Origin of the sequence: Limosilactobacillus urinaemulieris, assembly GCF_932750685.1 — a bacterium.
Lineage (GTDB): Bacteria > Bacillota > Bacilli > Lactobacillales > Lactobacillaceae > Limosilactobacillus > Limosilactobacillus urinaemulieris.
The window spans coordinates 105,027-125,428 of the sequence record NZ_CAKOBX010000006.1 but is presented as its reverse complement, the minus strand read 5'-3'; the positions used below and the strand labels follow the sequence as shown (position 1 = coordinate 125,428).

Below are 20,402 nucleotides of genomic sequence, written 5' to 3'. Positions count from 1 at the left end.
CAGGTTTAGTATTAGCTAACACTAATGCTACTGCTGTTCACGCTGATACTGCTCCAGCTTCAGCTGCTGTTACTTCACAAGCAGCTACTACTGCTAACTCATCTGCTGCTACTTCAGCTGAAATTGCTAGTCAAGAAGCTGTTGTTAACTCTGCTAGTGCTAATGTTGAACAACAACAAAATGTTGTTAATGCCGCTAGCGATGCACTTCAATCGGCAACTAATTTGAACTCCAATTCAGCTGCTGTTGCATCTGCAGCTTCTGCTTATAGCGCTGCTAACAGCGACTACTATGCTGCACGTCATGCACAAGCTGTTGCACATAAGGCTGCTAATGCTGCTTCAGATTCAGCTGCTGTTGTAAGTGGTGTTAATACTGCTGACCTTACAGCTTGGTGGAACCAAACTGGTCAATCAGATTACAACAGGGTAATGAACACTAAGAGTAATGCCCAAGCTAACTTAGATGAAGCACAAGCTCAAAGTGATTCTGTTGTTAACGCTTGGAACCAAGTATCCGATGCAGTTGCTGCTGCTGAAAAGGCTGGTCTTAAGTCTGACAGCAATGAAATGAAGGCTTTAAATGCTCAAAAGAGTCTTGCTTACAACAATATGGTTGCCGTTCAAAATGCAATTAAAACCGCTCGTAATGATGTTAAGGCTGCCGATAAGATGCTTAATAATACCAAGGATGGTATTTCCTTAAACCAAGCTAAGGCAATCATGGATCAACTTCCAGCATTAAAGAAGGCCGCTCAAGAAGCTGAACAAGCCTACAAGGATGCTGTTCAAGCTACTAAGGATGCCGGTGATATTGCAAATGCCAAGTACAATGCTTGGACCGCTGCCCGGAAAGCTAATAACTTACCATACAGTACTGATGATCCGGTTTACCAAAGCTTAAGTGATGCTGCATCAAGTGCTGCTGCTCAACTTTCTCGTGATGAAGCTGGAATGAAGGCATTGCCAACCGCAGATGGTACTGCTCTTAGTCAAGCTGAAGAATGGGCTAAGGAAGCACAAACTAAGCTTGATCACACTAACTCAGAACTTCCAACATTTGAAAGTAATGTCAAGTTCTTCCAAACTAAGCTTGATGAAGCAAATAAGACTCTTGAAGAAGCTAAGGCTAACTATGCTAAGAATCCTACAAAGCTTAATCAGCAATTAGTTGATAATGCTAATGGCTTAGTTGGTACTATCAATGGCCAATTAACAGCTGCTCAAGCTAAGCTTAATGGTGCTCAAAAGGCACAAAAGCAACAACAAGAACAAGTTGACTACTGGACTAACCAAGTTAAGGGTGTTAAGGACAGTGCTCGTTACGCAGAATTTGTAAACGAAATTAACACTGACAAGGCAATCGTTCAAAAGTTCAATGATGCAAAGACTAACATGAAGAATGCTGCTGCTTCAGCTGAAAAGGTTGCTCCTCTCAAGGCTGCTTATGATGAAGCACTTCAAACCTTGAAGGCTTACCAAAACCAATTAGTTGCTGCCCAAGCTAAGTTAGCTGCAATGAAGGGTGAAACTACCCCTACTAACCCAGATCAACCAACTAATCCAGACCAACCAAGCAACCCAGATCAACCATCTGACAAGCCTGGTCAAAACACTGGTGATAACACCAACAACAATACTAGTGACACTAATAACAAGGACAATGTTGCTCCTAACTTCACTGGTGAAAAGAACGGTAACTACTACGTAAACGGCAAGCAAGTAACTAAGGCTGCTTACGATGCTCATGTTGCTGCACAATCACTTGCTACTGTTAAGACCTCTGCATCAGTTAAGGGTGCTAGTGCCGCTGCTACTGCTAACGACTCCAAGGCATTGCCACAAACTGGTAACGAAAATGCTTCAGCTGTTGTAGCATTGGGTGCTGTTTCTGCAATGTTTGGTCTTGGCCTTGCTGCTAAGAAGCGTGAATTCTAATTACCTCCTTTTAGAAGATAACTAGAACTAACTTTATTTGTTCGTACTAATAAGAGAGAGCCTCAAGCATTTATTGCCTGGGGCTTTTCTTTTATGATCTCTACTAAATTATCAAAAAATGAAAATGCAATTAATTTTGATTTCTATATTAGCCGTTGTCCTAACGATCCTCAGCACATTATTATTAATTTCAATATTAGTTTTATGGATTATTAAGAACCGAAAGAAGTGAGTATAATCATATCATTAATAATCATTATCCTGGGTGGTTTTTCAGCTATTCGAATAATTCTAGGCTTATTACTGGCAAATATTCATCAAATCATCTATCTTACAAAAGCAAGGAAAGAAAAATACGCGCCATTAGTATCAGTAATAATACCAGCATATAACGAGGAAAAAACGATTATGGCCTGCGTCTCTTCTGTACTGAAGCAAACTTACCTAAATCGACAAGTAATAATTGTTAATGATGGTTCCGATGATGCTACTAAAGATATTTTGGATAATATTGATAAAAAATTATATTCTAGTAATTCTGTTGAACAATTGTTTGAAGATAGTATTCCATATAAAGAACGATTTATAGTTGTTAACCAACCGAATAGCGGGAAAAGTATCGCATTAAATAATGGAATTAAGAATTATGCTAAGGGTGAATTGATAACCGTCTTAGATGCTGACTCTGAGCTTAAACCAAATTTCTTAGTTAACATGATTAAGCACTTCCAAAGTACGAATGTTGTTGCGGTTGCGGCAAATGTAAGAATAAAACGGGCCGTCAATCTAATTGAACTGGTTCAGTATATTGAATACTTAGTTGGTTATCAGTTAAAATCATCAGAACAAGTGCTCAATTTAGAGTATATTATCGGTGGGATAGGTTCTACTTTCCGGCGTACTATTATGGAGGCAGTTAACTTATATGATACCGATACCGTCACGGAAGATATTGATTTAACAATGAAACTTTTAAGGCAATTTGGTAATACATCATATAAATTTTGTTACGCTTTCAATTGTATCGTATTTACTCCCGCAGTTCACAATTTTAAACAGCTAATTAAACAACGGTATCGATGGAAGTTTGGACGGTTTAGAGCACTCATCAAACATCGTAAATTAATTTTTAACAAGAAACTTAATCTTTACAGTATCACTTTAAGTTGGTGGAAATTACCTAAAGTTTTTTTCGAAGAATTTTTACTTTTAATAGAACCAGTTATTTTAATCTGGATGTCTATTATTATTCTTATTCACTGTGACTTTTCGATCATATTTTCTGTTTTGATTATCTATTTTATTTTTGCGATCGATACGATAATTGTTGAAAGCATCTCAACAAAAGCTAAATTAAAATTAGCATTAGTTTCGCCATTTACATACCTATTTCTATATATCATTAACATTGTTGATTTTATTTGTTTAGTACGTTGTATTGCTAATTTCAAGGAGATCTTATTGAAAAAAGGTCACAGTAAATGGACCCATGTGGAACGTTAAGTAAAAATGGCATATCATCATAGGTTAATCCTGTGATGGTATGCCATTTTATAAAAAACGGTTACTTGTTTTTCTTTAATGATTTGCGATATTCGGCACGTGTCATCGACTTATTTTCATCATCCGGCTTGGTTGAAGTAAATGTAACTTTGACATGCTCTTCTTGATTACTATCTTTAACAGCTGGTTGATGACTAGATGGTTTAGAAACTGAAGAGACTACTGGATGGCTCGTTATACTATCAGCAATCTCTAAAGTCTGCTTAGCAGTATTATAGTTGCCTTCAATAACCCTTCGTAACTCCTTGTTTGGATGAGGATCGTTATCGATTCTTGCCAATTCATTTTTAGAATTTTCCATAATTCTTTTTGATGAATTAATGATCTCTTGTAAATTGCGCTCCATATATCTTGCTCCTAAATATTAGTACTTTCTAAATAATTATATCTCAACCGTATACAAGCACAAGAAAAGCCTCAAGCAGAGAATCTAGTGCTCGAGGCTTTTCCCTTATTAGTGCGAACAAATGAAGTCAGTTCTAGTTATCTTGGGAGGAGGTAATTAGAATTCACGCTTCTTAGCAGCAAGGCCAAGACCGAACATTGCAGAAACAGCACCTAATGCAACAACAGCTGAAGCATTTTCGTTACCAGTTTGTGGCAATGTAGCAGCCTTAGTATCATTATTATTGTTGTTCTTAACAGCTACCTTTTCAGAAACTAAACCATTGTTAACAGCATGACTACTACTATTATTTACATTTGAACCATTGTTGTTAGTGATGATGTTATCATCATTAGTACTATTTGAACCACTGTTATTGTTATCTGAACCGTTGTTAGCATTTTGGTTCCAGTCAATGTTCTTAAGCAAGTTATTTGCTTGTTCAAGAAGTTGTGAAGCCTTAGCGGCGTTAGCAGCAGCTTCGTTAACGACCTTTTGAGCAGCATCAACGTTTGCTTGAGCATCCTTCAAGTTTTGGTTAGCATTCAGAACATCTTGGTGAGCAGTCTTAACAGCTTCATCAGCCTTAGTCAGAGCATTTTCAGCATCATCGTAAGCCTTAGTAGCTGTAGCTAACTTATCATTAGCAGCCTTAGCAGCTTCGTCAGCCTTAGTTTCAGCGTTACGAGCTTCGTCAAAGGCAGTTTGTGCATTATTAAATGCTTCTTGAGCTGCAGCTTGTGCTTTGTCAGCCTTAGTTTCAGCATTACGAGCTTCGTCAAAGGCAGTTTGAGCATCTGCAACGTTCGCCTTCGCAGCCTTAACATCATTAGCAGCCTTCTTGTAGTTGTCGCGGGCAACGATTACTTGGTGTTGAGCACCTTTAAGGTTTTGTTGGGCTTCTGTTAATGCGTTTTGAGCATTGTGTAAAGTAGTTTCTGCCTTTTCGGCTGCCTTTTCAGAATTATCAACATTTTGTTGCCATTCATCTACAGTACCAGCCTTAGCAGCAGCTTCTGCAGCGTTTGTTTCAGCATTACGAGCTTCATCAAGGGCAGTTTGGGCATCTGCAACGTTCGCCTTCGCAGCCTTAACCTCATTAACGGCCTTCTTGTAGTTGTTACGAGCAACAATTACTTGGTGTTGGGCAGCTTTAAGATTCTGTTGAGCTTCTGCTAATGTGTTTTGAGCTTCTGTTAATGCATCATGAGCTTTATTGTATGCAGTTTGTGCATTTTCGACAGCCTTAACTGTATCAAGTGTGGTTTGGGCGTTTTGACTTGCCGTATCGAATGCATCAGAAGCAGCTTGTTCCTGTTCATCATTCCACTCATTTGGATTATTGATGTTTTCCTGCTTAGCATCCATGTACTCATTGAACTTCTCCAAGTAAGTATCATAGTTCTTCATATTATCAACAACACTTTTAGCCTTATTAAGAGCAACTGCGTTTTCATGACTTGGATCGTGACGATATGCACTCGTTGCTTTGAGAAGTTCATGGTAAGCATTATTGAAAATTTCTTCACGTGCTTGCTTAGAAGCAGTAGCCTTTTGACTTGCTTGAGAATATGCGCTATAAGCAGCTTGTTCCTGTTCATCATTCCATTCATTTGGATTATTGATGTTTTCCTGCTTAGCATCCATGTATGCGTTGAAGGCTTTGGCAGCAGACGCACTATCAGTATTAGCACTATCAGCAGCATTCTTGTATTGGTAGAGTGGGTCGTTTTGCGCACTGGTCAAACTAGTCTTAGCATTAGATTCTTCATTACTTGCGTTATCAAATGCGTTTTGTGCACTTGAAGCAGCATTTGATGCAGCATTGTAATTGTTAATAGCATTAACATTGGCTTCGTGGGCAGCATTTAAAGCTGTATTTGCACTAGCCAGATCAGAATTTGCATCTTCAAACTTTGCTCCTGCATTATTAGCGTTATTTTGAGCTTCAGTATATGCACTAGCAGCACTCTTAGCATTTTCCAAGCCGTTATGAGCAGCAGTTACATTATTCTTTGCTTGGTCGGCTGCATCTTGAGCACCCTTAACAAGTTGTTCGGCTTTTTCTAATGCATTCTTAGCATCATTGTAACTCTTAATAGCAGCAACATTGGCTTCATGAGCATCATTCAATGCTTTATTAGCATTAGCTAAAGTACTCTTAGCTACTTCAAGCTTTTCGCCAGCAGCATTAGCGGCAGCTTGTGCATCAGTAGCAGCCTTCTTAGCAGCAACTAAGGCATCAGAAGCTGTATTAAAGCTTTGTCCCGCCTCATTTGCTTTCTTTTGGGCGGCCATAGCAGCAGATTGAGCTTCCTTAGCGGCTTGTTTAGCAGTAGTGTAATCTTCAGCAGCCTTGTTAGCGTTCTTGGAAGCGACGTCTGCAGCACTCTTAGCAGCTTCGTAAGCAGTTGCGGCACTCTTAACATTAGCAGAGGCACTAGTTAACGTTGTTTGCGCGTTGCTTAAGTTTTGTGAAGCAGTAGCAGTGTTATCAGTAATTCCCTTAGCTTGGCTAGTTAATTGAGCAGCTTCTGAAGTAGCAGCCTTTGGTTCAGTTGTGGTGCTTGAAGCAGGTACAGTAGTATCTGCATCACTCTTAACAGCAGCAGAGTTTGAAGCAATTGCGCTGGAATTAGCTGTGTTAGCACTAGCAACAGTTGAGTTTGCATCAGAAACAGCATCTGAGGCAACAGCAGAACTAGCAACATTTGAAGTAACAGCAGCTGAAGCTGGAGCAGTATCAGCGTGAACAGCAGTAGCATTAGTGTTAGCTAATACTAAACCTGCCAAAGCGGCAGTAGTAGCAAGTCCAGCATATACGATGCTCTTACCAGACTTGTACATCTTGTAATGTAAAGCATTATTACGGTTTTCCATAATAATAATCCTCCCTTTGAATAAACATTGGGAGGATTCATTGATATGTAGCTGTTTGAAGGTGATCTTAGGGGGAGTAGCTCAATGTTATCAAGTGCTATTTAACCAAGTAACATAAGCTATTTACTAAAAATTCATCGAAAATAATCCCCCTAAATTCCCCCTGGAGGGATAAATTATGGATGTTTCAGATCCCAATTAAATAAAGAGGATTCCCCTGATGATTGAGTAAGTTATCAAACTACTGCAAATACTTTTAGCGGTATTAAAGGAAAATAGTTAACCTATATACTAGCCCAGCGCTTAAATCAAGAAAGATTACGTCTCCCTTAATAAAATTAATAGCAACAAGCCCTTAGAGTTTAATAGCTTTATTCTACTTCAATCATAAAAGTTCTTACTGGTGATTCGGATACTTCAATTTTTACTAACCTACAACCAACCGATTTCAGATTAGCACTAATTGCTCTATATAAAAGCCTAGTCAAATTTTCTAAGGTTGGTACAGTATTTTGAAATGCTTCAAGCTTATTTAAGTATTGATTATTGAGCTGATTAAGGATTTGATTAATATTATCCTCCATTATTTCAAATACAATAATTTTTTGACTTTTAATAAAGCAGTTAATTTCAAACGTGTGGGGATGAATTGACGAACTTTTACCATCCATAACTACCATATGAGTTGCATTGAGGAAAAAAGTTAATCTGTATGTTTCACTTTCCATTTTATTCTAAAAATTCTCCTTAAATCTTTTCTAAACATTTTCTTTATTTTTTTCATTTCAGCACTGAAAGATTCAACTTTCCAGGCAGCAGGTTCAGTCATTGAATTAATGATCCCAACAAACTGAATAGTGCTACACAACATGTAATATAACGGTAACGTTAATAGTATGTAAAACTTTGATACATAATAATGACGTTCCTCTGAGAAAAAGCGTAAATAATATTGAATATCAATAAAATTTAGTAAGCAAATAAAGACATAGAGCAGGTATAAAATTACAAAAGATATCAAAATTAATTTAAGAGAATACCCAAACGGAATTAAAACAAGGAACGCTACCATCCAGATAATCCGCAAAAATAAAATGGTATGATCCATAATTAACCGGCGAACGATAAAGTTCTTAAATATGTTTTTTAGACTCAATTGTTTTTTATCCATATAATAGTGAATTGTTTCTAGTTCACCACGTTGCCATCGTTGCCTTTGAGTATATAATTTCCCTAAATTATCAAGTGGTTCAACATAGAAAATTGCCTCAGGACATAATGCAACTTTTCCCTTAAGTTGATAACGAATTTGAAAAGTCATATCAATATCTTCACCAACTGTTTGAATATTATACAGCTTTGTTTGAAGAAGTTTTTCTCGGCGAAAAGCTGAAAAAGCACCTGACATTGTAAACAAATGATTTTCTTGAGACTCAATTGCACGACCAGCTAAAAAAGACTGAGCATATTCAAAGTATTCATTTTCTCTTAGGAACTTTAATAATGGACTCCTAGTTTTCTTGATTGAGTTCTTTTGAGTGAGAATTGTGCCAGTCTGTGCATCAAGTTCAGGCTCACTTTCAAATGCTCTAACAATGTTCATTAATGCATCTTTTTGCAGTTGTCCATCACTGTCTATGTGAATAATATATTCGCCATTTGAACGATAGATTGCGGAATTCAATGCACGCGCTTTCCCTTTAGTAGTATCTATCCACTGCATAAATAACTGTTGAAATTCGAAATGGGCTCGACGATACTCACTAAAACTGCGATCAATACTTTGATTATTCGCCACAATAATACTAATTAGGTGATCTGGATAAGTTGAATCAGCAACCGAGCGAATACAATTATAAATAGTATCCTCAGAATTGTATACTGGAATTATCAACGATATTCTAGGCAAATAATTTAGTCTCTTCAACTTTCCTAATTTTCTTCCTGCTATTCCTAACGTAATAAAACCATATAACGCTGGAAGAAATTCATAAATCAAAGGGAGTAGAAGCCAAGAGATCCAAAAGCCAAGTTCAACGATGATTCCAGATAAAAACACTTATTTCATTCTCCCTTCTCAAAGGTTCAAATATCTTGTTATAACAAAATAACTGAAACAAAAAATAACTCTGTTGTACTTTATAAGTACTCTGAGTTATTTTATTGATTAATATTACTAATTATGAATGGTTATAGAAATAATAAACTCTAACGCTTTTTCTTTCCCCAATATTGGAAAAGATCGGTTCTCAATGCTCCATTATAAAGTTTCCGTTTCTTTGTTGCTGGAGCGCCATAGTATTTTTCAAACTCGAGGTCTGCTGTTAGGATATACTTACTCCAGGTTGTCATTGGTCTGTAAATCTTTCCCATTTGGCGATAAAGTTCATGGACGGTTTCTTTATCACTCAGTCGCTCACCATAAGGAGGATTGGCAACAATAACACCGTTGATCTTATCGGTGTGCCAATCCTTAACTGCTAATTGTTTGAAAGTAATATCGTGGGTTAACCCGGCTGCTCGACAGTTCCCTTGCGCAATGTCAATCATATTTTGATCGATGTCATAACCATGAATATCCAATTCAACATCATAATCTGCTTTACTATCTGCCTCGTCACGAACGTCATCAGCTAAACCGTCTGGTACTAAGTTAGTCCATTGCTCGCAAACAAAAGAACGATTGATTCCTGGAGCAATGTTATGACCATATAGTGCTGCCTCGATTGGAATAGTTCCCGAACCACAAACCGGGTCAACAAAAGGGTTGTCAGGGAACCAGTGAGCAAGCATTACGAGGGCAGCTGCCATATTTTCTTTTAACGGTGCGCCACCTTTTGCTTTTCGGTAGCCACGCTTAAATAAACTGTCACCAGTAGTATCAAGCGTCAGCATTACATGATCCTTACTAATAGCTACTTCTAACGGATAAAGAGCACCAGTTTCCGGAAGACGTGTTCGACGGTGATAAACATCACTCAGTCGACGAACAATTGCCTTCTTAACGATTGCTTGAACTGAAGGAACGTTATGTAATTGTGAGTGATGACTTTTACCTTCTACCGGGAATTGGGCGTCAACTGGCAATAAACTTTCCCAAGGTAAGGCTTCGGTTCGGTCAAAAAGCTCTTCGAATGTTTTAGCCTCAAATTCACCAACAATAATTTTGACCCGATCGGCTGTTCGTAGCCAAATATTTGTATTTAATATATCTTTAATTGTCCCAATATAACGTACTCGACCATTTTCTACTCGAGTATCGTAACCAAGATTTCGTAATTCTTTACCAACCAGTGCTTCAATTCCAGAAGCAGCGGTGGCTATTAGTTGATATTCTTGCAAAGTAAGAACTCCTTATGCTTCTTAAGTAATACTGTAATTTTACCATATATTAGACTATTTATTTTTTTATAAAGCTAACTTATCTTTTCAAGAAAACTCTTAGTATTCTTTTTAATTCAACATGGTAAACACAGAAAGTTAAAATTGTATATATAGCAAGATAAATAATTAATGAAATCCAAATATTACTAATTTGTGTGGTTGCTTCAAAGACTAGAATCATTCCTCCAAGATAGAAGGTGTTCTTTTTCCAATTAATTCTGTACTTCCGTATGAAATAAGTATTAGTAAAAACATACCAGCCAAAAAGGATAATTAAAGAGATGACTGCAATAACAATAGCGCTTTTAGTCAAGTAATACCCAATCAGATTAAGAACAAGTGAGCCAATTAAAGTTACAATCCCTTGAACAAGGTAAACGTTAGATTTCTTAATAACTTTATAGTAGTTAAAAACTAATATCGAGATACAGCTAGAAACACCAACCCCTGGAAGCAACAAGCGGAAAAATATTAAAGACTCATCGTAATTTGGTAGATACCACTCAATAAAAAGTCGAACAGGATAATAAATAATTAGAGAAGCATATATGAAAATAAATAAACTAGCTGTATTAAAGCTATATTGCTCCATTACGGTATTTTCATTTTGACGATTTAGAAAGGGAAAAATCACGGTAGATATTGGAACAATCACAGTAGAAATTATTGAAATCAGACTATAAGCAAATGAATAAATACCAAATAAACGGTTATCAAAAAACATTGAAATAAGTTGGTTATCTATATTGAGAATAAATGTTCCTATCTGATAGGAAATTGCAACAGGAATTCCTAACTTAAAGATTTCAACTATAGACTTGCTCGTTACTTTCTCTCTTAGCAATTTTTTATTTATAGAAAGTGTTTTTTTTAATGAACTGTGTAAAACAATTAATAGAATTAGAAACACAACTAAAAAGAGAATCAAATAAATTACTGCTGGTAATGGAGATAGTAATTTAAGCTTAACAATAGAAAAACAGATTATAACAATCAAGCATGTCAAAAGTGATTGCAACATGTTTACCCGACTAATCAGATTGAATTTCAACATAGCCTGAGCCAAATATCGGTAATAGGTTACGATATTACTTAATAAGGTGAAGATACTAAGAAGTAAAAAGATTAGCCTATATTCACCTTTTAAAAAGCAAGCACAGCAAATAAACATTACCACACTTACTACTATCTCCATCTTTATAAAGAAGTTTGTTATATATTGTATTTTGAATCTGTCTATCTGAGTATCATCTTGTCCGCCATATTTAACTAACATCCCATCAGCAAAGCCAAAATATAACAACACAATATACGTTGCATAAAGCATAAAGAGCTTATAGTAACCATATTCATCAACACCCATTATTTTAGGTAAGACAAATCCAACTAAAACACCACTTAATAAAATAAAAATATTACTAAATATAACTGTGAAAACACTTTTAATAAAATTGTTCTTTATTTTCAATTTATTACCAACCTAACTCTATAGTGATCTAATGCCACCTAATAATTTGTGGACGAGTAAACACTTCATAAAAGACGACAACAATAAATACATAGAATAATAATCGACAAATAATAAGCTGGGTTATTGTTTCACCCAGGTAGCGACTTAGATAGATAATTAATAGCAGTCTAAAGATAGTAGCTATAAATATAAAAATACAACTATAAAAGCCAATAATAAATTTTTCTAAAACAGTATATATTGGGAAAAAACACAGTAAACTTTCCAGCGAAATTATTTCAATAACTCCAGTATATTCATATGTAATCTTTACTTTCGAATCATAAAAACTTACAAAATCATGGGACATATTAATTGAATATCCTTTAAAGAAGAAAGATAAAGATTTCATAATGTAAAGAACTGCTTTTATTGAGCCTTGGATAAAGAAATCCTTAAAAGTTAAAATAACAAGGAATAACCCAATACTACCAACTATGAAGAAAAACGCATTTAACTTTGTTCTCTTAAGAACATAAAGTAAATATAACCATAGAAAAATGCCTATTCCAAACACTATCATATTAATATTTCCCAACAAAAGTGAATAATTCATAGTATGAAGTACCAGCTCGAAGATTATCTACAAGACAAAATCCTGCATATAAGCAAAGAATTATTATCATTAAATAAATAGCAACCGTTTTCAACGAGATAGACTTATTACTTTCTAATTCAGAACTAAACTCTGCCGGTAGAACAATGATAAGTGGCAAGATAATTGGTAGTGATACCAACATACATCTTTCGAAGAGCAATTGATCAAAAAAAGCACCACAGGCAAAGCAGAAGAAGATTGTTATGAATTCTATATAACGTTGGTCAATAAATTGTTGTTTTATCCATAAAGTAATTATTAGTAATAAACCAAATATTAATAACCTTCCGATGTCTCGAAATAAATTTGCTGTAGAAGAAATCAAAATAGTCGCGTTTTTCCCTAGATATTGATTACTTTTAAGAATGATACTCGAAAAGAAAGGAATACCTGCTAATGGAATTAGTAGCATTATAATCGCCCTTTGAAAAAAACTTTGAAAAAGCATTAATCCGTCAATAACTCTTAATATTGGTTTATATTTCCAAAAAACAATCACCAATAGAAGCAATAGCCCTAATAACAAAGTATACGGATGAACTAAACTCAGAAGTATTATAATCAGCAGGAGAGAAATGGTTGACCACGAAAAAAAGGCGCGCTCATTCTCTAAATATTTAAGAGTAAAATAAGCAAATACTGTTCCTACCATGTTATTTCTAATTCCGCTCACCGCAATGCTGTACGCGAAAATACAGCAAAAGATAACAAATCCAAAGCAATAATATGATATTGATAATTTATTTTTATCAACTACTAATTGGATAATCTTTAATGCAAAGAAGTAGTCAATAAAACAGACCACTGATAGTAGAACTATGTCTGGAAAATATGACATTCCCAGCATAACCAATGCCATAACTGGGGTTGCACTAAAAGACATCACACTATTAATAGAATTACTAGTATCAGTAGGATTAGTATTGATAACTCGCCATGCTTCAGTCAATCCATGGTTAATTCGTGCCGTTCTAATAGCATCCAATGATGAAAAATACTGTAAGGCATCTACTTTACTATCAAGTTTGGGAATAATAATAAAAGAAAATATCATGAATAGCGTGGCTACAATAAAAACTTTCATACTTAGACTTGATCTAACACAAAGAAAGATAGCTAACGATATTAAAATAGTTAGTAAATAACCGACCGCAAACATTTACTTTTCTCTCTTTCTTTGAATATTATGTGCAGGAATACCGACTAGTATACTATTAGGTTGACATGACTTAGTAACTACTGCATTAGCACCAATCTTAGTTTTACTGGCAATTGTTATTCCGCCAATAATCCTTGCACCCATTCCTACTTCAACGTTATCGGCAATAACTGGACAATCATCAGAAGTACCTTTATTACCAATGGTAGTCTCTCCACGAATTAAAAAGTCTTTACCAATTACTGACGCGGTGTTAATTATAATTCCATAGGGATGGAATATTCTAAAGCCAGGTCCAATTTTAGTTGATCCAGGAATATCACAATTCAGAAATAATTTTAAAAAAATTAAATCGAATAATCTGTAAATTAGATAAAGAATTTGCCTAATTATCGGAATGTGAACATGAAAATATGTAAAGTTGCCAAAACGATATATAAAAATTACTAATTTAGGCAGTAACCCTGGATTTTTCTTGATTTCATTCAAAAAAGTCATTAATTTATCCTACCTTAATTCGCGAATATATATTTCTTCCATCAAACGATCAACATTACTCTTATCAAATTTCATTAGACTTCCTTCACCGGTATTTGTAATAGGTCTATTTTTTATAATCTGTTTTATAACATTAGAAACTTCATCGGTATCTAACGGATCTTCAATTAAGATCCCATTACTAGGTTCAGAAACATAATCCTTAATACCAGTGTTTGCCGTGCCAATTGTATAAAGGCCTAATGCCACTCCATCTAATCCTCCCATTCCTAGTCCTTCACGTCTTGAAATAAAAGCATTTAAATCAGCTGCTAAATACAAATCGCGAATATCTTTCCTAAATCCCAATAATTGAACTTGCTTATCAAGTTTTAGTGACTTTATCATATTTAGTAAATTGTGCTTTTCAGGTCCAATTCCAGCGATGATATATTTAATTTTAGGATTATTTAGTTTTGCAATTGCCTTAATTACAGTTGAGTGATTTTTCCTTTTAGTAAGTTCTCCAACTGATAAAATTAAAAAATCATCTTCAGCTATACGTAATTCTGCTCTTTTATCATTACGAATAAGTTCTCTTTCTTTAGTCGGCAGATTAATGGACTCTTTAATATCTGCGCCAATACCAGGAATATGATAAATATTCTTTACTGGAAGATGTTTTGCAACTTTATAGTCATCAGAATTTATTACGATTAATGCATCAGTCCAGTGGGCATAGAACCATTCAATTGGATAGAACAAAAGCCAGTCTTTTAAGCGACCCCCATGAAAAAATTGAAAGCCATGAGAAGTATATATACATTTAATTCCCATTTTGTGAGCTGCACGTCGTGTAATAATACTGCTTAACGGAGCATGAGTATGAACTGCTTCAATTTTATATTCTTTTATAATGTGACAAAGCTGTTTCTTTAACTGATAATTTTTGATTGGATTACCGATACCTCTTGGAAACAGTACATTAAAGTATTTGACATTTAACTTTTGAAGTTCTTCTTTGAACTTATTGGCTTCCTCAGAGGAGATTGTTCCAGGCTGTGAAAAATTAGCAGCAACATAAACTTTATATCCTAGGGATTGGAGTATTTTAATATTCCTTATATTAAAAAGTTTAATCATTGATGCAGTATTTGCGACCATTAATATATTATTTGAACCCATAAAATTCACCACCTTTTATTTTGTCTCGTCCTTTATATCTTTTCGTTTCAAAACTTTACTAAAAGTTTTGAAAAATATTTTTAGGTCAATCATGAAACTAATATTGTTAAAATATTGTTCATCATATTTAACCTTTGCATCATCGCTAAGCAAATCTCTTCCATTTATTTGAGCAAGTCCCGTAATGCCTGGTTTTAAATTATCAATTCCAATTTCATGTCTTAAGTTATTTACATGATTCTCTGAATCAATAAGTGGTCGTGGACCAATAAGACTCATTTGACCTAAGAAAACATTAATTAGTTGAGGTAATTCATCAATACTAGTCTTTCTTAACCACTTTCCCGGTACTGTAATGTAATCTTTCGCGTTTGATAGTTCAGCGGTAGACTTTTCATGTGGTGCATTAATTGACATCGTACGAAATTTATAAATTTTAAACTTTGCAGAATTTTGTCCAATTCGAATTTGAGTAAAAAAGATTGGGCCAGGTGACGTAAGCTTTATGACTAGTGAACTAACAATAAGCAATGGCAAAAATATGATAAGCAAAAGAAAACTTAAAATAATGTCCAAAATTCTTTTTACATATTTCGGATATATTCCTAAATCCACTTTGTTCTGTTGAGTTATCATTTTTTGTTTCTACCTCAAATTTTCACCAGATTTAGCTAACTCGCGAATTAAAACAATTACAAAACTCAAAATAAAGCCTACAATGGCACCAACTATGGTAAATAACTTAATATTGGGGAATGATGGTTGAAGAGGAACATAAGCGTGGGAAACTACAGTAATGTTATTAACACGCATATATTTTTTTATTTCATTTTTAAAAACGTTAGTGATCACATCCGCCATAATTGCGGATTCTTTTGCATGGGGTGCCTTAACATTAATCGTAAACATTTGAGAATTTTGTGTATTTGTGACATCAACCGATTTTTTCAGTTTTTTAATTGAAACATTAAAAGTTTCATTAGATTTATATTTAGTCGCCATTAAATCTGGATTAGCAAGTTGACTCTTAACCTTTCTTAAGAGACTTTGACTAGTTATTAAATCTTTGTAGGTATTGATCATTTGTATATCAGCTTGTTGATTATCAAAAGTTTGTGATGAATTTCTATTACCTTGTTGATTAACTAATATCTCAGTGGTTGCTAAGTATTGAGGAGTCACAGCATACTTTGCAAGTGCAAACCCCAAGCCTCCAATTAGTGCTGCCCAAAGAATAAAAATCCAGAATTTTTTGAAACATATATCAATAAACTTTTGAAAGCTCATACCCGTATTCTTACGATGATCATATTGACGTCTTGTATCCACAGTAATTTCCTCACTTATTTTGTAATTTAGAAAGATTTGTAAAAAAGTTTTTATTATTTTTGGTTATTTTTTTGCGATTAGAAAGTTTAAAAATAAAACTGTCTTTTACTAATTGGCTTGCTATTTCATCATTAAATTGTTTATTTAAAATCGGAAGAAGGTTAAACATTTGGGGATCAAAATTTTGATACTTTCTAATTATAGTCTGAAAGTCGCTTAGATCCTTTTCCCATGCATAGTTAAGAGCATAATCAATTAGAAAGAAATCTAACTGGTAACTATACTTACTCCAATACGTTTCAAAGAATTTATTCATAAAAATAAATAATAAGTTTCGGCTAGGACCGCCAATACAAAATCCAGTCCATCTTCCTTTAGCAATGTTAAAATCTTTATTCTTTGGGTAGCCACTGCAAGTGAATAAGTTACTTATATCAATGGTTTCAAGTGATTTAGTAACATAAACTGTTGCGTCAAGCCAAAGGCCACCATATTCTTCAAGAAGCTTAAATCGGACAATATCAGAGAAATGAGTTAACGAAATTGTTCCTTCGCTTAGCTTTCTTTTTATTTGATCTGAAATTTTAATATAGCTATTAATATTACTTTTAGTAATCAACTGAACCCGATATCTTCCTGAATTACTTAAAATTGATTGATAACACTTTGAAACTAATTCAGGCATCGATTCCTTTCCTTGCCACCAAAAAAACCAAATAATTTCTTTCTTCTTACTATCGGTTCTATTAAAAGATTGGATTTTAGTCTGTTGATATGCTTCTTCAAATATTGGTAATAGTGCTTTATTAATTTTTGTATGACGATAATTATTAAATCTTATACTTTCCCTATCAAGAAATGGAAGCCTATATAGAATTTTTGCAAGTAAAAATGATGAATTTCCCATCTATTTAATACGCCCCCGATCTTGGAATCGTTTAAGAATCTCTCTCCTGTTTGAAAGATGTGTATTGTATACAGTCAGGTATTTAATGTTTAATTTACTATGGTGATAAAGCCAAACATTAAATAATTCTTCACCTAGGAAACCAAAAAGACGTCGATGATACGTGTCATAGTTAGAAATATCAACTCTTTCTTCTACTGCTTCCAAAATAGAAAATAACCAACTAGCATATTTATCTAATTGAGTCTTACTTGTGTAAAACATATTGAATGGGGACATTTTATTATTATGCTTAAGAACGTGGTTAAAAGAATCCAGATATTCCGGATATAGTTCTGCTATTACTTTCTCCGTGACTTCTATATCTTTCATATGATGATATTTACCCCAATGTTTCCATAAGCTTTTTCCAAATTCGATTTCTGGTGTTGAAACAATCCAATCATAGCCTTGCATATACTTTTTTAGTTGTTTTTCCGGAATTGGTTCTAATCTTAAATGACTATTTATAAACAAATGAAAATATAAGAAAAAACGAGAATGATAATTTCGATCAAGAAAGAATCTACGATAATGAACCAGTCCTATATACTTTTCGTCAGAGTTCTTCCATATCTCGTAAAGACCTGTAAGTTCACAATAACTATCATTTTTTAAAGAAATATTTTGACCAAAATCATCGCGTAAATATCGTGGGGGAACGACTTTATTAGTTGATCCCAACATCATTAGTTGATAATTTTGCGGAAAATTAATTGCTAACTCTTTGTGGGTCATTACGTAAACAACCATTATTTCATCACCATCAATCTTAAATATGTATCCCGAAAAAAAGGTCTCAAGTTATTGCTTGAGACCTTTCCTTATTAGTACGAACAAATATAATTCTAGTTATCTCGGGAGGTAATTAGAATTCACGCTTCTTAGCAGCAAGGCCAAGACCAAACATTGCAGAAACAGCACCCAATGCTACAACAGCTGAAGCATTTTCGTTACCAGTTTGTGGCAATGCCTTGGAGTCGTTAGCAGTAGCAGCGGCACTAGCACCCTTAACTGATGCAGAGGTCTTAACAGTAGCAAGTGATTGTGCAGCAACATGAGCATCGTAAGCAGCCTTAGTTACTTGCTTGCCGTTTACGTAGTAGTTACCGTTCTTTTCACCAGTGAAGTTAGGAGCAACATTGTCCTTGTTATTAGTGTCACTAGTATTGTTGTTGGTGTTATCACCAGTGTTTTGACCAGGCTTGTCAGATGGTTGGTCTGGATTAGTTGGTTGATCTGGGTTAGTGTTACCTTGAAGTGCCTTCAAAGCATCCAAAGCGTTTTGGTAGTTAGTCTGTGCATCCTTCAATGCTTGTTGAGCAACTGTTAATTGAGCATTTGCATCATCAAGAGCAGCTTGTGCATCACTAGCTGAAGCAAGGTTCTTCTTAGCAGCATCTAACTTAGCTTGTGCAGCATCAAGAGCAGCTTGGTGTTGAGCCTTAGCAGCAAGAACATTAGCAATGCTGTTTTGGTTACCATTGGCATCAGTAAACTTAGCATTAGCAGCAGCAGATTGAGCCTTCTTAGCAGCATCTAATAGCTTGTTGTAATCACGAAGAGTCTTCTTAGCGGTACCAAGCTTTGCTGAATCAACTTGTAATTGTTGTAAAGCCTTTTGTTGTACTTCATATGCATTGTTAACAGCCTTTTGAGCAGCAATTTGTTGTTCTTCAGTAGCATCAGAAGGAAGAGCCTTTTGAGCAGCAACTGCACTGTTGTATGCAGTATTAGCATCTGAAACAGCAGCAGTATCTGAAGTTACAGCAGCTTGAGCATCTGAAACAGCAGCAGTTTGGTTAGAAACCTTAGCTGAAAGGCTGTTAACGTTTGAAGTAGCTGCACTATAAGCAGCGTATTCTGGAGCAGCACTAATAGTGTTGTTATCAGCAGCTACCAAGGTAGCGTCGCTAGCAACATTATCTTCTAACTTTTGAAGTTGTTGACTATTAGGAAGGTTGTAGTTGTTCATTACCTTAACATAGGCATTTTCAGCAGCAACAACAGCCTTGTTAGCAGCGTCCTTCTTTGCAACAGCAGCATTCAATTCAGAAGCAGCTGACTTAGCAGCAGCGATATTAGCGATGGCCTTCTTAGCATTAGCAATTGCACCGTTAGCGTCAGCGATGTGTTGCTTGTGGTAAGCCATGATATCTTGTTGCTTCTTCAATTCGTCTTGAAGCTTAGAAGTTAAAGCATTAGCAGTAGCTAATTGGTTAAGCAGTTGTTGCTTAGTACCACCTAAAACAGCAAGTGAATCTTTGTCACCAGCAACTGCAGCAGCATCCATTTGTGCTTGGATAGCACCAACCTTATCACTAAGGTCTTGTGCATTAGCTGATGAAACGTTGTATTGAGTTTGAAGACTCTTAGCTGAAGCAGATGCAGCATCATAATCAGATTGTGATTGTGATGCAACAGCAGTGTTGTCAGAAACTACACCATTGTAAAATGCGGTTGCTTGTGAAGCAGCATTCTTGGAACTAGCATCAAAGCCAGCGTGTTGAGCTGCAAAATCAATATTTTCTTGAGCAGCACTATTAGCATTTTGGAAACTGTTTACAGCGTCAACCCAATCACTGGTTGCATTAGATTGGTTAGCCAATGCATCTTTGTATGCTTGGTTAGCTGAGTTAACAGCAGTAACACCTGAATTGAGTTGTTCAGCAGAATTTACAGCACTTTGAGCTGAAGTAACTGCTGCAGAGGCAGAAGTTACTTGGTCACTAGCATCAGAAACGGCCTTTTGTGCAGCTGAAATCTGTGCTGAAGTTGCAGTAGAAGCTGCTGGAGTAGCGGTTTGTTCAGTAGCTGGAGCAGTATCAGCGTGAACAGCAGTAGCATTAGTGTTAGCTAATACTAAACCTGCCAAAGCGGCAGTAGTAGCAAGTCCAGCATATACGATGCTCTTACCAGACTTGTACATCTTGTAATGTAAAGCATTATTACGGTTTTCCATAATAATAATCCTCCCTTTGAATAAACATTGGGAGGATAAATACTGTTATATTAGACTTTGAGGGTTAGTAACTAGATAGCTAGGGGA

The 20,402-nt window shown here is 35.2% G+C and carries 16 protein-coding genes; 2 read left to right on the top strand and 14 right to left on the bottom strand.

The window, feature by feature from the left end; genetic code table 11:
- Positions 1 to 1,937: LPXTG cell wall anchor domain-containing protein (locus tag MR181_RS05825; RefSeq protein WP_242335986.1), on the top strand; the 1,937-nt coding region annotated here is incomplete at its 5' end.
- A 228-nt stretch (positions 1,938 to 2,165) separates the two neighbouring features.
- On the top strand, positions 2,166 to 3,440 hold the full coding sequence (locus MR181_RS05820; protein ID WP_242335983.1) for a glycosyltransferase family 2 protein: 1,275 nt from the start codon (positions 2,166 to 2,168) through the stop codon (positions 3,438 to 3,440).
- Positions 3,441 to 3,501: 61 nt separating this feature from the next.
- Here MR181_RS05820 and MR181_RS05815 read toward each other — a convergent pair whose 3' ends face one another.
- The 14 genes from MR181_RS05815 to MR181_RS05750 all read right to left on the bottom strand — a co-directional run bounded on the left by MR181_RS05815 (position 3,502) and on the right by MR181_RS05750 (position 20,315).
- Positions 3,502 to 3,846, bottom strand: coding sequence for a hypothetical protein (locus MR181_RS05815; protein WP_242335980.1), 345 nt, complete (start codon positions 3,844 to 3,846; stop codon positions 3,502 to 3,504).
- A 156-nt stretch (positions 3,847 to 4,002) separates the two neighbouring features.
- On the bottom strand, positions 4,003 to 6,765 hold the full coding sequence (locus MR181_RS05810) for a KxYKxGKxW signal peptide domain-containing protein (RefSeq protein ID WP_242335977.1): 2,763 nt from the start codon (positions 6,763 to 6,765) through the stop codon (positions 4,003 to 4,005).
- Positions 6,766 to 7,136: 371 nt separating this feature from the next.
- Positions 7,137 to 7,493, bottom strand: coding sequence for a 6-carboxytetrahydropterin synthase (locus tag MR181_RS05805; protein ID WP_242335974.1), 357 nt, complete (start codon positions 7,491 to 7,493; stop codon positions 7,137 to 7,139).
- Entirely contained in the window at positions 7,469 to 8,824 is a 1,356-nt protein-coding gene (locus MR181_RS05800; RefSeq protein WP_242335971.1) for a TIGR03111 family XrtG-associated glycosyltransferase, read from the bottom strand. The genes MR181_RS05805 and MR181_RS05800 overlap by 25 nt, the downstream gene beginning before the upstream one ends.
- 149 nt (positions 8,825 to 8,973) lie before the next feature.
- Positions 8,974 to 10,107, bottom strand: coding sequence for a THUMP domain-containing class I SAM-dependent RNA methyltransferase (locus MR181_RS05795; RefSeq protein WP_242335967.1), 1,134 nt, complete (start codon positions 10,105 to 10,107; stop codon positions 8,974 to 8,976).
- Between the two features lie 79 nt (positions 10,108 to 10,186).
- Positions 10,187 to 11,617 carry an oligosaccharide flippase family protein gene (locus MR181_RS05790; RefSeq protein WP_242335964.1) on the bottom strand — a complete coding sequence of 477 codons (1,431 nt, stop codon included), beginning with the start codon at positions 11,615 to 11,617 and terminating at the stop codon, positions 10,187 to 10,189.
- Positions 11,618 to 12,183: 566 nt separating this feature from the next.
- A complete protein-coding gene (locus tag MR181_RS05785; RefSeq protein ID WP_242335961.1) occupies positions 12,184 to 13,416 on the bottom strand; it encodes a hypothetical protein in 1,233 nt (410 codons plus the stop codon).
- Positions 13,417 to 13,914, bottom strand: coding sequence for a serine acetyltransferase (locus MR181_RS05780; RefSeq protein ID WP_242335958.1), 498 nt, complete (start codon positions 13,912 to 13,914; stop codon positions 13,417 to 13,419).
- A gap of 9 nt (positions 13,915 to 13,923) precedes the next feature.
- On the bottom strand, positions 13,924 to 15,078 hold the full coding sequence (locus tag MR181_RS05775; protein WP_242335956.1) for a glycosyltransferase: 1,155 nt from the start codon (positions 15,076 to 15,078) through the stop codon (positions 13,924 to 13,926).
- A 15-nt stretch (positions 15,079 to 15,093) separates the two neighbouring features.
- A complete protein-coding gene (locus tag MR181_RS05770; RefSeq protein WP_242335953.1) occupies positions 15,094 to 15,714 on the bottom strand; it encodes a sugar transferase in 621 nt (206 codons plus the stop codon).
- Between the two features lie 9 nt (positions 15,715 to 15,723).
- Entirely contained in the window at positions 15,724 to 16,407 is a 684-nt protein-coding gene (locus tag MR181_RS05765; RefSeq protein ID WP_242335950.1) for a YveK family protein, read from the bottom strand.
- Positions 16,408 to 16,417: 10 nt separating this feature from the next.
- The gene (locus tag MR181_RS05760) at positions 16,418 to 17,314 is read right to left on the bottom strand and encodes a capsular polysaccharide synthesis protein (protein WP_242335947.1); all 897 of its coding nucleotides are present in this window, start codon (positions 17,312 to 17,314) and stop codon (positions 16,418 to 16,420) included.
- Positions 17,315 to 18,106: a DUF4422 domain-containing protein gene (locus MR181_RS05755; RefSeq protein ID WP_242335944.1), complete on the bottom strand. Its 792-nt coding sequence runs from the start codon at positions 18,104 to 18,106 to the stop codon at positions 17,315 to 17,317. It lies immediately after the preceding gene.
- 115 nt (positions 18,107 to 18,221) lie between these two features.
- Entirely contained in the window at positions 18,222 to 20,315 is a 2,094-nt protein-coding gene (locus MR181_RS05750; protein WP_242335941.1) for a KxYKxGKxW signal peptide domain-containing protein, read from the bottom strand.
- Between the last annotated feature and the right edge of the window lie 87 nt (positions 20,316 to 20,402).

Bases quoted from the DNA above. Each gene is read 5' to 3' on its own strand.
- MR181_RS05815 (WP_242335980.1), bottom strand. From the start codon at position 3,846: ATGGAGCGCAATTTACAAGAGATCATTAATTCATCAAAAAGAATTATG.
- MR181_RS05810 (WP_242335977.1), bottom strand. From the start codon at position 6,765: ATGGAAAACCGTAATAATGCTTTACATTACAAGATGTACAAGTCTGGT.
- MR181_RS05805 (WP_242335974.1), bottom strand. From the start codon at position 7,493: ATGGAAAGTGAAACATACAGATTAACTTTTTTCCTCAATGCAACTCAT.
- MR181_RS05785 (WP_242335961.1), bottom strand. From the start codon at position 13,416: ATGTTTGCGGTCGGTTATTTACTAACTATTTTAATATCGTTAGCTATC.
- MR181_RS05780 (WP_242335958.1), bottom strand. From the start codon at position 13,914: ATGACTTTTTTGAATGAAATCAAGAAAAATCCAGGGTTACTGCCTAAA.
- MR181_RS05775 (WP_242335956.1), bottom strand. From the start codon at position 15,078: ATGGGTTCAAATAATATATTAATGGTCGCAAATACTGCATCAATGATT.
- MR181_RS05770 (WP_242335953.1), bottom strand. From the start codon at position 15,714: ATGATAACTCAACAGAACAAAGTGGATTTAGGAATATATCCGAAATAT.
- MR181_RS05760 (WP_242335947.1), bottom strand. From the start codon at position 17,314: ATGGGAAATTCATCATTTTTACTTGCAAAAATTCTATATAGGCTTCCA.
- MR181_RS05755 (WP_242335944.1), bottom strand. From the start codon at position 18,106: ATGGTTGTTTACGTAATGACCCACAAAGAGTTAGCAATTAATTTTCCG.
- MR181_RS05750 (WP_242335941.1), bottom strand. From the start codon at position 20,315: ATGGAAAACCGTAATAATGCTTTACATTACAAGATGTACAAGTCTGGT.